A 14,336-nucleotide genomic window follows, 5' to 3' on the forward strand; every position below is an offset into this window, starting at 1 on the left:
CTCCTTTTGTTTTTTATCGGTATGAAGATGGAAGAAATGTATCGTTGGAACACTACAATTTCATATCGAGAAGGGCAAACTTACTGAAAAGTAAGGGCGCAAAGACATGGGTCGTCGATCTACGGATACCGATCGCCAGTCTGCAATGCCGCGGCCGCTCTCTGATAATTAATCAGGAGGCTATCAACATGGGTATTATCTCACTCAAGCGCATGACGTCTATTTTGTGCATTCTTTTATTAGGAGTGTTCTTCATGTCGTCACTAGACGCAAAAGCAGAAAAATCCAATCCATTGGACAATGCGAAGTCGTACAAAGTTTACTACGACGCACCGTCAGCAGCGAAAATCAAAAAGATGCAACAATACGATGTCATGATCATCGAACCCGTCTTTTATTCCGCTGCACAAATTAAACAGATCCAACAAAACGGTACAAAAGTATACGGCTACATCAACACGATGGAAGCAGACAACTGGAATACGGATTTGATGGGACAACTCGTCGAGTCAGACTTTTTCCATCGCGATGGTCAGCGTATTCATTACGCTGAATGGGATTCGTACTTAACGGATATTACATCGAAGCACTACCGAGCTGTTTTAATGAAAGAAGTCGAGAAACAAATCGTCCAAAAAGGACTAGATGGCGTTTTCCTCGATACAGTCGGTAACATCGATAACGAACATGCCGACCAGCCTGCCGTTCTTGAACAACAACGGGTAGGAATGACAAACTTCTTAAAATCACTAAAAACAAAACATGCATCTCTATCATTGATCCAAAACTGGGGATTCGGAACGTTGAAATATCATACGTATCCTTATGTCGACGGCATCATGTGGGAGAACTTCAATTATTCAACGGTCGCCAACGATCAGTGGTCAAAGGATCGGATGACAGACCTCCAAAAATTGAGTCAATCTCAAGACATCAAAACATTGACGATTTCTTCTGTACAAGGAACAAAAAGTGCGACACTCGCTCAAAAAAATGGATTCCTTCACATGAAATCAAACGTCGATTTGAATTACAATAAATTCTAAACCCTTTCATATACCACCTTATAAAATGACAGTGAATCCCATCACTTGTCAAGTATCTGGCATATGCTTTACTTCGAAGATGAAGGACCATTTCCCTCTAAAATCTGAGGAAAATGGTCCTTTTTGTCTCGATAGAAATCTATTATGTCAAATACTGATATACAGTATTTGACACTACTTGTTTTTAATTATATATTTTAGAAAACTATTTGTATAGATTGGATGTCTTATATATGATTCAAAACTGGATGATTCAAGGGTCCATGATATTCGCCCTGACGTATCTCCTTTTAGCCACATACCAACTGATTCGTAATAGAAATAGTGAAATCGCAGGCACTGTCATCCTGATTCTCTGGTTTGGCAGTTACTTGTTGGTCATCGACGTCTTATTTTTATCATATGCATTGATCTGGCAAGTCATTCCTTTTGTTATACTGGCTTATCATCGAGAAAAAAGAGCGTTCTTCAGTATAGCGCTCATCACTTTAATGAATACAGGAATGAAGGCAGATATCGAGCAAGCGCTCCTTTCAGTAGTGGGCATCGTGATTCTCTCCTCACTCCTACAAAAAAAGACATATCTCGCTCTACGCTTAGGTATGCTGCATCTTCTAATCGGAAGTACCATTTTGTTCTTCCTACCGGATCGAACGCTTTCCACGATCGTCTTTCATGTAAGTCTCACGTTATTGATGTACGGGATATTCCTCTATCTGTTGCCGCTGCAGCAACGCCACCGAAAACAGCTCGAGGTCTATCAACATTTAGCGGAGTATGATGCGTTGACGGGGCTTGCTAATCGGCGGGCATGGGAATTACGTGCCAAGACACTCGCCGGTCAATCTTCGACCTATCACTTGATCATCCTTGATTTGGATCAGTTCAAACAAGTGAACGACCAATATGGTCACTCTAATGGTGATGCCGTGTTGGAACAGTTCGCAAAAATTTTAGAGCGCAATACACGCCCAGAAGATTTAGTCGCCCGGATGGGTGGCGAAGAATTCATCGTGCTCCTGACCGATTTGACGGCAGAACAAGCGACTACCATCGCTGAACGGATCCGTCAGGAAGTCGAACGGCATACGTTCCGTTTGCTAGACGGCTCTTCGATTCACGTCACGACATCAATCGGACTCTCTTCCGGAAAACGCGGCATCCCTGTCCAGCACTCGATGGAACTATCGGATCAAGCACTCTATCAAGCAAAACGATCGGGACGAAACATCGTTCGGATTGCAAGTCATCTACTATAAAGAGTTCGACGCTTACGCGAACTCCACCTTACAGAGGACACATCGTCCGACGTATAAGGTGGAGTTTTTGCTGTTTATAATTAATCAAAAAACGTGTACACCCCCTCGGGCGTACACGTCTGCTTCACTGGAATCGTTTCAGGAACGCTTTTAATTCTTCATGCATTTCAGGATCCTTCATCGCATATTCAATCGTCGTCTTGACGAAACCGAGTTTCTCACCGACATCATGACGGTTCCCCTCGAAATCAAACGCATAGACCGCTTGGTCCGCATTCAACCGTTCGATCGCATCGGTCAATTGAATCTCGCCCCCAGCGCCTTCCGACTGGTTTTCCAAGTAATCAAAGATATCCGCCGTCAAGACGTATCGACCCATGATGGCAAGATTCGAAGGCGCCGTCCCGGACTCCGGTTTCTCGACGAATCGGCGGACCGGATAAAGTCGTCCCTCTTTATCGAGCGGATCGATGATTCCGTAGCGGTGTGTTTCTTTCGGTTCGACTTCTTGGACACCGATGACGGACTGACCGGTCTCTTCGTAGGCGTCCATCAACTGCCGGATCGCCGGCGTCTCCGATTCGACGATATCATCACCGAGCAAGACGGCGAATGGTTCGTCGCCGATGAATTGACGAGCCGTCCAAATCGCATGACCGAGTCCTTTCTGTTCTTTTTGACGAACATAAAAGATATTCGCCAGATTCGTCGAAGCACATACCTTTTCAAGTAACTCCGTTTTTCCCGACGCCTGAAGTGCGGCTTCTAGTTCATATTGATGATCAAAATGATCCTCGATCGCACGCTTGTGTTTCCCGGTCACGATGATGATATCTTCGATTCCTGCGGCAGCGGCTTCTTCAACGATGTATTGGATCGTCGGTTTATCGAGAATCGGTAACATCTCTTTTGGCATGGCTTTTGTTGCCGGTAAAAAACGTGTGCCGAGCCCCGCAGCTGGAATAATGGCTTTTTTGATTGGTTTTTTCATGACATTCGCTCCTTCGATCATTCAGTATGCAGCCAGTTCATCAGGTTGCGGTAATTTTCGATGCCTTGTGTTTCATATAACCCAGGTTTCGTCCGCACATGTGGGAGTGGTCGTTCGACGATTTCGACCATCTTTTCTGCGAATCCCGTGACGTCTCCTTCAGGGACGAGGTAACCATTTTGACCATCTTCGATGATTTCACGCGGTCCGTACCGAACGTCGTAAGCAATGACAGGACAGCCGACATTAATGCTTTCCATGACGGTTAATCCGAATCCTTCAAAGCGACTCGTCAATAACGACGCACGGGACGCAGCGAAGACTTGGTCCGGTGTCGATGTGAAGTCGTGAATGAGAACATCTTCCTCGATATTCAGTAAATACATCATCTGCTTCATCAATGCTAGTTGTCCATCCTCATCCGCGCCATACAGCGCAAGCTTCGTCGGATGTCCCGATCGTTTGAAGATTGCGTAACTGCGGAGCAAGTGCTCGAGTTGCTTTTGTTTTCCAAAGCGTCCGATAAAACAGAATTGATCCTCTACATGCGTCCGGTCGATTTCGACCGGTTTGATCGAGTGCGGAATGACTGCGAACTGATCATCCGGTATCGGAAAACGCGCTTGAATCTCGTCTTTTTGATGTGTCGTCAAGACGAGATATTTTGCCACACGATCTGATCCTTCGAGAGCGGTTTGGTAAGATTTTTTGATTCGTTGCTGATCTAACTCCAAATGAGAATTATGGAACACGAGAATATTTTTTGTCCGTACCTGACAGTTGAGCAATGACCAGTCGAGAAGTCGCGCATCGTTGAAGACGATATCTCCATCCGTCAAACGGTGATTGAAGTAGTAGAGAAATAAATCCTTTTCAGTCTGAAAGGTATGGACAGGACGTCCAAGTTGGTAGGTTTGAATCGAAATCAATTTATTCCGTTTTTGTTCCTCATAATGTTTTTCGCAGTAGATATGACCTTCTTGATCATAGAACTGTTCATGAATTTTTTTATGCGTTTTTGGTGAGTATCGAATCTTGCGATGCAATCGACCGTTATCGTTATATTGCCAACGTTCGACTTTTTTCTTCGATGCAGGACTCATGAAGTCTTCAAACGACAGCTGATCACTCGCTTCATGGTACTTCCGGTATAAGACATATGTGTCCCCGTCATAGTACCGGACTGTGTCTGTGTCTACCTGCACAGCTCGTAATCCTTCGATTTCCCGGGAAGTCACAAACGGTGTCGTAGCTCCATATAATCGATTTCCGGAGAGCCATTCGTAGATATTCTCGATTTGCGTCGTCTCGCTTAAAATGTTCTTTTCTCTAAAGATTTGTACGATACGATCGTATGCTGCATCATAGTTGGTTGTAAGGATCGTTGTCGCATAGCCAAGGTGTTTTTCGATCATTGCGATTCGACTGAGGAGCGACTTCGTGCGTCCCCCATGTTGTGCCGGCAATGTCGAAGTCATCGTATACAGCATGATTCACACTTCCTTTTTCCCGTTCTCCGAACTATTCTCTGTCAAGACAGACAGTCGCCTGTTTTCTTTTTCATATTTCAGCATCTTTTATTATTTCCGAACTGCCTCTCTCAGAAACTTCAACGAGCATATTGTTTACTTTTCCCTCTTTTTTAACGGTTTAACAGCAGGTCCTTCCATCACTGCCCCGTCGTGTGCAAAGCGCGAACCATGGCACGGACAGTCCCATGAGCGTTCGGCTGCATTCCACTTCGTATCACATCCCATATGGGTACACGTCGTTGAAACGAGATGAAGCCTTCCGGCAGGATCACGATATCCCCCGACTGTCTTTCCATGATGCCGCACAAGTCCTCCTTCGTCAGGCTGAAGATCTTTTGCGTCACGATGTGCTTTTGATACTTTCCCTTTTACGAGTTCAATCGCGACATCCGCGTTATTCTTGATGAATTGGGTCGCGTCGACTGCTTTAAGTTTTGATCGCGTCGGATCAAACAGATGTCGAAACCGATTCGGTGTCCCAGTTAAAAGATCACTGAGTAACAGTCCTGCCGCAATACCATTCGTCATGCCCCATTTTGCAAATCCGGTTGCGACAAAGACGTTCGGGTCATCTGCTGTCATTTGACCGACATACGGGATGTGATCCAGTGTAATTAAGTCCTGCGCCGACCAAAATCGGTCGAACGTTTCCACTTGAAAGGCGTTCGTCGCAAAATCTGCTAAGTGCTGATAACGTGCCATCGTTTCCGTTTCGTGACCCGATAAATGATTTTCTCCACCAAACAGTCCTAATCGACGACCGTCCGAAGTACGTGTGTGTCGTAAAGAACGACTTGGTTGATCGGCACTCATGAACATACCGTCAGGAAACGAATCGTCGACGAATCCTGAAACGATGTACGATCGATGAACTTCAAGCTTCGAAAAATATAATCCTTTGAAATCATGAAACGGAAAATGGGTTGCGATCACGACCTTCTTAGCTTCAATACGATGTCCATTCTCAAGGACGATCGTCGGTGTTCGATTACTTTCAATCGTCGTCGCCCGTGACTTTTCATACAGCGTCCCACCTTGTCGGACGAAATGTTCTGCTAAGCCCTGTAAGTACTTGACGGGATGAAACTGTGCTTGATCGCGCAGAACGACCGCCCGCTTCACGGTGTACGGCAACTTCTTCTGTACTTCATCTGTCGCATCGCCACCGTTTATCTCAAGACGAGCATACGCTTTGATTTCACGATCCATCGCATGCTCTTTTGAAGAAGAGACATACAGATACGCATCTTGGGTCTCAAGCTCACACGCTAGATCAAGACGTTCGACTTGATGACGAAGAAACGTAATAGCTTCTTCATTTGCTTGATAATAAAGTCGTGCTTTGTCCTCTCCTACACTTTTGATCAATTGATCATAGATGAGACCATGTTGAGACGACACCTTTGCCGTCGTATATCCAGTCGTACCAGATGCCACCTCTTCTGCTTCAATAACACCCACGTCATACCCTCGTTCTGCGAGTTGCAAAGCGGTGACTAAACCGGCAATGCCAGCTCCAACGATGACGACATCATGTTTTGCGTCTGTCTCAAGGGGTGGATACGATACACCAGCAGATGATGCTTTCCAATACGATGACGGGAAACCGGATAATTCAGACATACAAAAACTCCTCTCTTCAAACAGGCACAACGATCAACTTCGATAGTATTAGTGCTTCCCTGTCTGCGACAAAACATGCACAAAAGATATTTTTTTATATAAGAACGTCATCCGAAGTTTTTGAACCTTAAATATGAGCAACGAAAAACAGCCCCTTTTTAATCAAGAGGCTGTCCATATTCATGAACTTAGTTTGTCCGCTTGGCGTTCCAGCAGTCCGAGGCGGCGAATCTTTTTCTCCTCGACGACGGCGACAATGGCGAGGGCGATCAAACCGAACAGTAACGCAGCATTAAAGATGACAAACGTGTCACTCCAACCGTGCAATGTAACGGAACCGATCGTTAGACCATTCGTTTCCGGATCAGCGATTTTTGCGAGACCGACTTTTGCGATCGAATCACCGAACAAGTAACCGAACGTTCCGACCATCCCGTTCGTGACTGTCGTCGCTTGTTTTGGTGCAAAGCTGATGACCGAGACACCGATCAAGAGCTGCGGGCCGTAGATGAGCGCACCGAGTGCGAACAATGACGCATAAATCATGAGTTCACTCGTACCGTAACGATAACCGAGGACCGCGACGGCCGTCAGCAAAAGACAGATCGCGGCAACGAGCGCCCGGCGTCCTTTGAGTAAATCGGACACGTAACCCCAAATCATACTGCCGCATAACGCACCGATTTCAAAGAAGAAGATTGTATTGACGGCACTCTCCGTGCTGAAGTGCAAGTGTTCCGTGACGTAGAGTGGTGCCCAGTTATCAATCCCGATCCGGACGATATAGACGAAGACGTTCGCGATACAGAGCGTCCAAATCCAGGGGTTCGAGATAACGTATGTCTTGAAGATTTGCCATTTTGTCATGCTTTCTGCAGCAATATTTTCCGGTTCGATCGGTTCCTCGAAGATTTCTTCACTCCGATTCCATCCGAGTTCCTCCGGATCATCCTTCCCGATGAACAGACCGACGATCCCGATGACGAGCGCGATCGCAGCTGGGAAGATGAACATCCCGACGACACTGCCGTTAAAGAAGACGTTCGCTCCCCAAAGGGCGAGACCACCGGCAATCGCTCCACCGATGTTGTGCGAAACGTTCCAGAAGCCGAGGTAGCGTCCGCGTTTTTCAAACGGTGTCCAGCGAGCAATCGTCGAGTACGACGACGGTCCCCCAACCGATTGGAAAAAGCCACTAAGTCCCCATAAAACCATCAAGAGACCGATTGGACTTCCACCGGCACTCATCAACAGTCCCATCGCGGTGACAATTAGAGAAGATAAGATCAATAAGAACGAGATGACACGTTTCGTGTTTTTCCCGTCAACGAAATAACCGAGTAACGTTTTCCCGATTCCGTATGTAATCGAGAAGGCGAAGCCGATATATCCGAGTTCCGTCGTCGTAAAGCCGAGTTCCTCTTTCAAGAGCGGTTGCGCTGCCTTGAAGTTGTTCCGGATGAGATACATCGCCATGTATGAGAAGAAGACGACTAAAAATGCCTTTAAGAATTGTTGTAACCATTGTTTCCGTTGTACTTCGATTGGTATGCCGGCATTCGGCAATTTTTTGATGCTGAAGAAGCCCATCTTCCATTTCCCCTATCTGAATCAGAGTCTTCGCATCATTTGTCCTGGAGCTGATTGAATCGACGGAGATAATCCCGATAGTCGGCGACGATATCCTGTCCGACGTTTTGCTGGATCGGTTGTGTCTTCGCGATCGCATAGGTCGGCGTACCAAACGAGACTTTCCGCAAGATTGCCTGACCGTCTGCTGAGAGCACGAAACGCATGAAGGCGTTCGCCTGCTTTTGTTGCGTCCGTCCTTTCAGCTTTGAAATCGCGTTGATCGAGTACGTATCGAGTGGAATGCTTTTGACCGGATAATACTTTTCGCGCAGCGATTGTTGATCCCCGATGAAATTGACCCCAAGCATCGCTTCCCCACTGGCGACATACGACGTCGGTGCAAAGCCGTTCGCCGTGAATAGTCGTGTTCGCTCGATTAGCTGGCGTAAGACATCTTCCGCCTTCGTTCCGTATCCGTCAAAGACCGCTTGCAGAATCGTGGCACCGGTACCAGAATGGTTCGGATCCGGCAAAATCAACTCGTTCTGATACCGCTTTGCCGTCAAGTCAGCGAGCGTCTTCGGATACGGTGCTGCCCCGAACCGCTCGTTCCAAACGTCTGTATTAATGACGATCGCTAAGCGTTCGACTTCATAGCCAATCCAGTAGCGATCCGGATCCTGCAGTTCCGCTTGATCCATGTCGCTTGGGAACGGTGTCGATAAGCCGCGTTGTTTGAGCGTCTGGTGGGCATCCCATGTTCCGCCGATGATGACGTCGGCGCGCGGGTGATCCGCTTCCTTCGTAACACGCCGGACGAGTTCTTCTGTCGAGAGACGCACGAACTCATACGTACAACCCGCCTGCTCACAATATGACGACAGCAAGGCGCGACCGATATCCTCTTTCGCGGAGACATACGCCGTCAAATGCGGAACGGTTTCCCGTGCAGCCGTTCCCTGCTTCGTCTGCTCATTGTTGCGGACGATCCAAATGCTCATGAGACAAATGATACTCAGCAAGAAGAGCATTCCTTTTCTCATCGATCTGCCTCCTTCCCGGTCGGCAGGAGTTGTCCTTTTAAATAGAAAGTGTTTCCATTGTCATCATCCATGTACTGAACGCTGAACAATGTCTCGTACACGGTGATATTCAGCAGATTGGCACGCGTATTCTGCTCATTCATGAACCGTTGAAGCTTGAGAATGCGCGGCTGCCGCTGACTCGCATCAAGTGCCTGACCGACTTCTTCGTAGTCCGTCATCGGCTCTGCTTGCGCCAGGCGACGCTTGACGTCTTCACGCTCGCGTGCGGTTAGAGTACGCGACCGTCCCGCTGCATACCATGTCACGACTTCCGCCTCAGCAAACTGACGCGCGAGCTGTTCCGGTTCGTGGTAAGCGTTTAAGAACCGTGCTTTTAATGTCGTCGTCTGGGTGCTGGGACGTTTTGCAACACATTGTCCATTCAGTGTCATGCTTTCCCCGAGCGAGAACGTCCACGTCGTTCCGTTTAAGAAACGAAGCGTCCCGTTAAATGTCGCAGGATCTGCTGGACAGGTCCCGTTTGTCACCGTCTTCATTTGCTTCAATAGCGTCGTGATGCGCTGGACTTCCGTTCCGTCTTCTACCGTCTGCTCCCCCCATGCCCGGTGACGTAACGTCAACTCGGTCGGGAGCGAGTCATCGGAAGCATTCAGTCGTTTCGGTCCATCGAGGACATGTAAGCGTCCGAAGACCGTCTGCTGAAGCAAAAGAAGACCGAGGGCAAACAAGACCCCCATCAGGAAGAGATAGGCGATGGTCGATGCTTTCATGATTCCTCTCCTTGCTTGATTCTTAGATTACGGGGTAATTGTTTCGTAAATCCGGTCGAATTGTTTCGTAAATGTATCATTTGTAAGCGATTACATCACGTTTGGTCGGCTAATCGGAATGTAAGTGTGATACGTGTACCGCTCGCATCACTTTCCAGTGCAAAATCACCGCCTTGTTCCTGCATCAAACGCCGACAAAGCGGTAGACCGAGTCCATTCCCGCTCGCCGTCGTCAGACTATGTTGCTCCTCCTTCCATTCGGTCAGGACGGCTGGATCCATACCAATTCCGTCATCTGTCATGAGAAGTTGTAAGCTCGTGTCCGTACTGACTACTGCGAACGTCACCGTCATCGCGTCACTGTATTTGACGGCATTCTCGAGAAGATTTAACAAGACTTGTTTCGTCTGATCCGGTTGTCCGAGCACGTAAATAGGCGGAACATCCTGTTCGACTTGAATCCCTTGTCCGTCAAGTCGCAGTTGCATGATGAATAAGGCGTCTGCGAGCAGGGCATCGAGTGCGAACATCGTCGACGTCGCGTGGCGTTCGTTGCGCTGTTGTTTCGCCTGTTCGAGATTATGCGAGACGAGTCGTAATAAGCGCTGGCTCTCGACTTCGATGTAGTGGTAACAGTGTGCCGCTTCGTCTGGCGGCAGCTTCGGAATTAACTCGACGTAGCCCATGATCGCCGTCATCGGTGTTCGAAGTTCATGGGTGATGTGATCAATGAACGTCTGTTGGTCGTTTCGTTGTTGCTCCAGTTGCCCGATGTTGTGCTGAATCGCGTCAGCAAGCGTCGAAAAGTCCGCTGCCAGTCGATTCAGTTCTTCGTATGGATAGGCTGGAAGTGCGTTTGCATAATGCCCCTTCGTCAAGGCATGCGAGACGCTACGTAAATCGTCGATTGGTCCAATTAACGTCTTCGCCATCCGCCGCGCTGTCCAAACGGCAATCACAATCAACATCAGAAACACACCGGTGAAGACATAGGTAAATTGTCGAAGCAGTTCCGCTTCCGTCCGGAGATCGACGAGAAAGCGGACTGAACCGATGACGTCTGTCTCACCATACAGCGGGCTCGAGAAGAATAGCACAGGAACATCGGTCTCTTTGAGGAACAGATAACTCGATTTTCCTTTTAAGGCTTGATCAATGTCCCCTGCGAGAAGCGGTAATTGATCGCGCTCCGAATCGGCGAGTAGTTCCGCATTCGGTCCGAACAGTTGGACGCGCGCGTCAAACCGGTCTGCTAAGTATGAAGCGATTGGGACAGCCGTATCGGCGAGCGAGTCCGTCTCTTCGCTCGCGAGATAGTTCGTCGTATAGAGTTCTGCTTCCCGACTCAGTTTTTGGACAGACTCGACGGCGTTCTCATAGAGGTTCGATTGAATAAAGGCATAAAGAATCAAGAAGAGAACGAGCAGTGCCGGAACGAGGAGCAAAACAAAGTTTTCCGTGATGACTTGACGTAGCTTCATGCGTCGACCCATTTGTAGCCGACACCGTAAATCGTCTTGATCCGCTCCCCTTGCGCTCCGAGTTTCTTCCGTAAACGCTGGACCATAATATCGACGGCACGGGTCTGACCGGAGAAGTCAAAGCCCCAGACCTGTTCGAGCAGTTCGTCACGCTCGAAGACCCGTTTCGGATGGGTCAGGAAGAGTGCGAGCAACGCATACTCTCGGTACGTCAGCGGTAACGGTTGACCATCGAGACGGATGACGCGTTCTTCCGGATCAACCGATAAGAAGGGATCCGTCACGACAGGCATGGGTGGTGCGACCGTCTTTACACGTTTCAACAGATTTTTCACACGTAAAACGAGCTCTGTTCCATTAAACGGTTTCGTCATATAATCATCCGCTCCGAGCTGCAGACCGATGATCTTATCATTCATTTGATCACGTGCTGTCAGCATCAAGATCGGTAAATCAGGTGTCGTCTTCCGTAGCTTGGGAATCAAATCGAAGCCGGTCGTATCCGGTAGCATCAAATCAAGGACGATCAAATCAAACGTCTGCGTCTCTTGCAATGCGAGTGCCGTTGCCCCGTCCGCTGCCGTCTCGACCGTCTGACCATCGAGCTCAAGTTGTAGTTTGACGAGATGCCGAATGCTCGCCTCATCATCGATGACAAGAATATGCATAGGAATTCCTTCTTTCTGAACAGGTTTTTCTGTTCCCTAGCGTATCATGGAATCGCTTGCAATCGCACCGAATAGACAAATGAAAAACCAGCTCCTGAATCGACAGGACCTGGCTTGTACTTATTTCACTGTAAATTTCACTGTAACGGACTTATCGTAAGCATCCGGCTCAAAGTTCCACTTCTCAACGCCCTTTTCGACCGCTTTAAAACCATTTCCGTCACCCTCTATCTTCCCCTCTCCTGAAGAAAATACCCGATAGACGTAAGGCGTTGTATCCTTCGTCGACTTACGGACGATTCCAAAACGTTGACCTTTTTTTAGCGTTATCGACTTCCCACTTGTCAGATGTGTTCTACCACCATAGTAATCAAGTAACATGTATGTTGAAACTTTTCCGACAGCCGCCCGGTCATCCGCTCCTGAACCGATCCGATGTTTCAACGTCTTGTTTTGATAGGAATAGACGTCATACACGATAGTGGAAGATCCCAGATACAATTTCTTATTTTTGATGAGTGCCTGACCAAACACATATGCTTGTTTTGCTTCGAACATCTTTTTGATCGACTTCCCGTTCGTCGACCCGATCAGTATGGGTATTAAAAAGCCCCCACTTCCTTCGACTGATCCGATGACAAGCTGCTCCTTCTTCGTATCGACTAACTTCCCTTTCGACCAAACATCGTAGTAACCCGTGTCCCGATCCGTATATGTATAGATCGTCGTCCACTTCTTCTTTTTCGCATCGTACTTTTGAGCTTTTCCGATGACATCATTCGTATACGTCTTCGAATTGAAGCGTTCATACAGCGTGAACGTCTCAGGGTATTTTCCACCAAGTAGATAGACGGACCGTACATCAATCGGTTTGTAGCCACCGGATAGCTTGCTTTTTTTTAGTAAAGCGATTTGTCGATCAACGATTGATTTTTCCCCTTTTCTTAAAGCTGCTGCTGAGTCACTCGCTGCTGGCAACGTGCTGAGCACAAGAGCAAGTGTCGATGCTACTACGATTTTTCTCACTATAAGTCCTCCTCTGATTTAATAGGTCGTCGTATCGTTTTGGCTAAATGATTTCAGTGGTTGTGAATCCACGATGTACCATCGTTCATTCTTCACATCATATTTTAGATAATACTTGAACGGGATGTCTTCTCCTGGGTCGCTCTCCTCAAGTGAATCATCCTCTTCTCGATAATAATCGCCCTCGTAATAGCATAGCGCTTCGACCGTAGCCGATAAATCCGTTGCTTTTTCGCTGACCGTGATCGATGCCGGTGAATATTCGACCGAATCGAGGTATCCATCCCAATAGACACCACGTTTGTTCATGCTGGCATAATAACTTTGTTGTTTGTTCAAGTAAGCAGCCGACGTGAATAACGTGAACGCAGACGTGTCTTTATCGATATATGCCTGCTCCCATTCCTTCGCATGCTGGTGAACCGTATCGATGATATCTCCTTTGACGGACTCCCGGACTTCCATCCCTCTACCGTCCGCTGAATCCGAGAGAGATTTCCGCTGATTGACGAGCCAGTCTTTCCCGGACTTGACGAGGTTCAATTCCCAAACGATCGTACTCGATTCTGGACGTTCATGTAGATAGGGTTGGTACGATCGAGAGGAATAATCGACTGTCGCTTTGACCGTTGCTTGGTCCCCTTTAATCGTGATGTCGTTTTGAGGAATGTCCTTGACGCTGAGCTCTCCGTCAAAGATGTATCCACCTGTGACTAAGTCATTCAAGCTCCCTTGGAATGTCTGATTGTACGTATCGGTGCTGACGGAAAGTCCTTTGACACTTCGGTCTGTCAATGCATCTTCGAGTTCTCGGAAGAAGAGTGTCGAAATATCTTGGATATCTTTATAGTCTTGTTCCGATACTGCCTTCGAGTCTGATTTTTGCGGTGTTTCCGGATCTTGCGACGATTTCGAATCCGTCTTTTCCTCACTCTTCTTCTCTTCCTCACCAATGACGAATGAAGCATTCTGTTTTTTACGCTCGACCACTTGAGGCGCCTCTTCCTGATTCAAGAAGAAATACGTCCCTCCACCGGCAGCGAGCAGAAGAACGAGCGCTCCGATTCCAACCGTTCGCTTATTCCGCTTATTCTTTTGTTTTTTCTCATACTTGATGACGACGTATGCTCGTTCGATTTCCGTCCGTTCCTCGGATTCGTCTGGATGCGCTTCTAACTTTTCAGCGTACGCTTGCTCCAATTCTTTCATCGATGAGGTACGCGATATCCCTAATCGTTCATATGGATCCATAATTCCCTCTCCTTTTTAAAAATTTTGTTATTTTTTATCTTTATTTTACATTATAATGACAAAGGTAAGAA

At 47.6% G+C, this 14,336-nt stretch carries 12 protein-coding genes and 1 riboswitch; of the genes, 2 read left to right on the forward strand and 10 right to left on the reverse strand.

The window, feature by feature from the left end; all coding sequences use genetic code 11:
• The first annotated feature begins 63 nt into the window (after positions 1–63).
• A riboswitch (cyclic di-GMP riboswitch) is annotated at positions 64–148 on the forward strand.
• Positions 149–254: 106 nt separating this feature from the next.
• A complete protein-coding gene (locus tag KNQ12_RS06750; protein WP_251055721.1) occupies positions 255–1,046 on the forward strand; it encodes a glycoside hydrolase family 191 protein in 792 nt (263 codons plus the stop codon).
• A 233-nt stretch (positions 1,047–1,279) separates the two neighbouring features.
• Positions 1,280–2,305 (forward strand): GGDEF domain-containing protein, encoded by a 1,026-nt coding sequence (locus KNQ12_RS06755; protein ID WP_214747011.1) that lies wholly within the window; start codon positions 1,280–1,282, stop codon positions 2,303–2,305.
• Between the two features lie 124 nt (positions 2,306–2,429).
• On the opposite strand, the gene galU is transcribed toward KNQ12_RS06755, so the two are convergent.
• From galU to KNQ12_RS06805, 10 genes are all read right to left on the reverse strand, one after another.
• Positions 2,430–3,296 carry a UTP--glucose-1-phosphate uridylyltransferase GalU gene (galU, locus tag KNQ12_RS06760; RefSeq protein ID WP_023469433.1) on the reverse strand — a complete coding sequence of 289 codons (867 nt, stop codon included), beginning with the start codon at positions 3,294–3,296 and terminating at the stop codon, positions 2,430–2,432.
• Positions 3,297–3,313: 17 nt separating this feature from the next.
• Positions 3,314–4,786, reverse strand: a complete 1,473-nt coding sequence (locus KNQ12_RS06765; protein WP_174316604.1) for a glycosyltransferase — start codon at positions 4,784–4,786, stop codon at positions 3,314–3,316.
• A 135-nt stretch (positions 4,787–4,921) separates the two neighbouring features.
• Positions 4,922–6,451, reverse strand: a complete 1,530-nt coding sequence (locus tag KNQ12_RS06770; RefSeq protein WP_214747014.1) for an FAD-dependent oxidoreductase — start codon at positions 6,449–6,451, stop codon at positions 4,922–4,924.
• A gap of 180 nt (positions 6,452–6,631) precedes the next feature.
• Positions 6,632–8,041, reverse strand: coding sequence for a hexose-6-phosphate:phosphate antiporter (gene uhpT / locus KNQ12_RS06775; protein ID WP_214747018.1), 1,410 nt, complete (start codon positions 8,039–8,041; stop codon positions 6,632–6,634).
• Positions 8,042–8,076: 35 nt separating this feature from the next.
• Positions 8,077–9,066 (reverse strand): ABC transporter substrate-binding protein, encoded by a 990-nt coding sequence (locus tag KNQ12_RS06780; protein ID WP_214747021.1) that lies wholly within the window; start codon positions 9,064–9,066, stop codon positions 8,077–8,079.
• Complete coding sequence (locus KNQ12_RS06785) at positions 9,063–9,839, reverse strand: DUF3919 family protein (RefSeq protein ID WP_214747024.1); 777 nt, start codon at positions 9,837–9,839, stop codon at positions 9,063–9,065. Before KNQ12_RS06785 ends, KNQ12_RS06780 begins: the two co-directional genes overlap by 4 nt.
• Positions 9,840–9,934: 95 nt before the next feature.
• On the reverse strand, positions 9,935–11,320 hold the full coding sequence (locus KNQ12_RS06790; RefSeq protein ID WP_214775412.1) for a HAMP domain-containing sensor histidine kinase: 1,386 nt from the start codon (positions 11,318–11,320) through the stop codon (positions 9,935–9,937).
• Positions 11,317–11,988, reverse strand: coding sequence for a response regulator transcription factor (locus KNQ12_RS06795; RefSeq protein ID WP_023469441.1), 672 nt, complete (start codon positions 11,986–11,988; stop codon positions 11,317–11,319). Before KNQ12_RS06795 ends, KNQ12_RS06790 begins: the two co-directional genes overlap by 4 nt.
• A gap of 120 nt (positions 11,989–12,108) precedes the next feature.
• Complete coding sequence (locus KNQ12_RS06800) at positions 12,109–13,014, reverse strand: hypothetical protein (protein ID WP_214747030.1); 906 nt, start codon at positions 13,012–13,014, stop codon at positions 12,109–12,111.
• 18 nt (positions 13,015–13,032) lie between these two features.
• Positions 13,033–14,265 (reverse strand): J domain-containing protein, encoded by a 1,233-nt coding sequence (locus KNQ12_RS06805; RefSeq protein ID WP_214747033.1) that lies wholly within the window; start codon positions 14,263–14,265, stop codon positions 13,033–13,035.
• Positions 14,266–14,336: the final 71 nt, after the last annotated feature.

Origin of the sequence: Exiguobacterium sp. s11 (assembly GCF_018619015.1) — a bacterium.
Lineage (GTDB): Bacteria > Bacillota > Bacilli > Exiguobacteriales > Exiguobacteriaceae > Exiguobacterium_A > Exiguobacterium_A indicum.

What these genes read in the sequence shown, in the direction of transcription:
- KNQ12_RS06750 (WP_251055721.1), top strand. Translation starts at nt 255, where the DNA reads ATGTCGTCACTAGACGCAAAAGCAGAAAAATCCAATCCATTGGACAAT.
- KNQ12_RS06755 (WP_214747011.1), top strand. Translation starts at nt 1,280, where the DNA reads ATGATTCAAAACTGGATGATTCAAGGGTCCATGATATTCGCCCTGACG.
- galU (WP_023469433.1), bottom strand. Translation starts at nt 3,296, where the DNA reads ATGAAAAAACCAATCAAAAAAGCCATTATTCCAGCTGCGGGGCTCGGC.
- KNQ12_RS06765 (WP_174316604.1), bottom strand. Translation starts at nt 4,786, where the DNA reads ATGCTGTATACGATGACTTCGACATTGCCGGCACAACATGGGGGACGC.
- KNQ12_RS06770 (WP_214747014.1), bottom strand. Translation starts at nt 6,451, where the DNA reads ATGTCTGAATTATCCGGTTTCCCGTCATCGTATTGGAAAGCATCATCT.
- uhpT (WP_214747018.1), bottom strand. Translation starts at nt 8,041, where the DNA reads ATGGGCTTCTTCAGCATCAAAAAATTGCCGAATGCCGGCATACCAATC.
- KNQ12_RS06780 (WP_214747021.1), bottom strand. Translation starts at nt 9,066, where the DNA reads ATGAGAAAAGGAATGCTCTTCTTGCTGAGTATCATTTGTCTCATGAGC.
- KNQ12_RS06785 (WP_214747024.1), bottom strand. Translation starts at nt 9,839, where the DNA reads ATGAAAGCATCGACCATCGCCTATCTCTTCCTGATGGGGGTCTTGTTT.
- KNQ12_RS06790 (WP_214775412.1), bottom strand. Translation starts at nt 11,320, where the DNA reads ATGAAGCTACGTCAAGTCATCACGGAAAACTTTGTTTTGCTCCTCGTT.
- KNQ12_RS06795 (WP_023469441.1), bottom strand. Translation starts at nt 11,988, where the DNA reads ATGCATATTCTTGTCATCGATGATGAGGCGAGCATTCGGCATCTCGTC.
- KNQ12_RS06805 (WP_214747033.1), bottom strand. Translation starts at nt 14,265, where the DNA reads ATGGATCCATATGAACGATTAGGGATATCGCGTACCTCATCGATGAAA.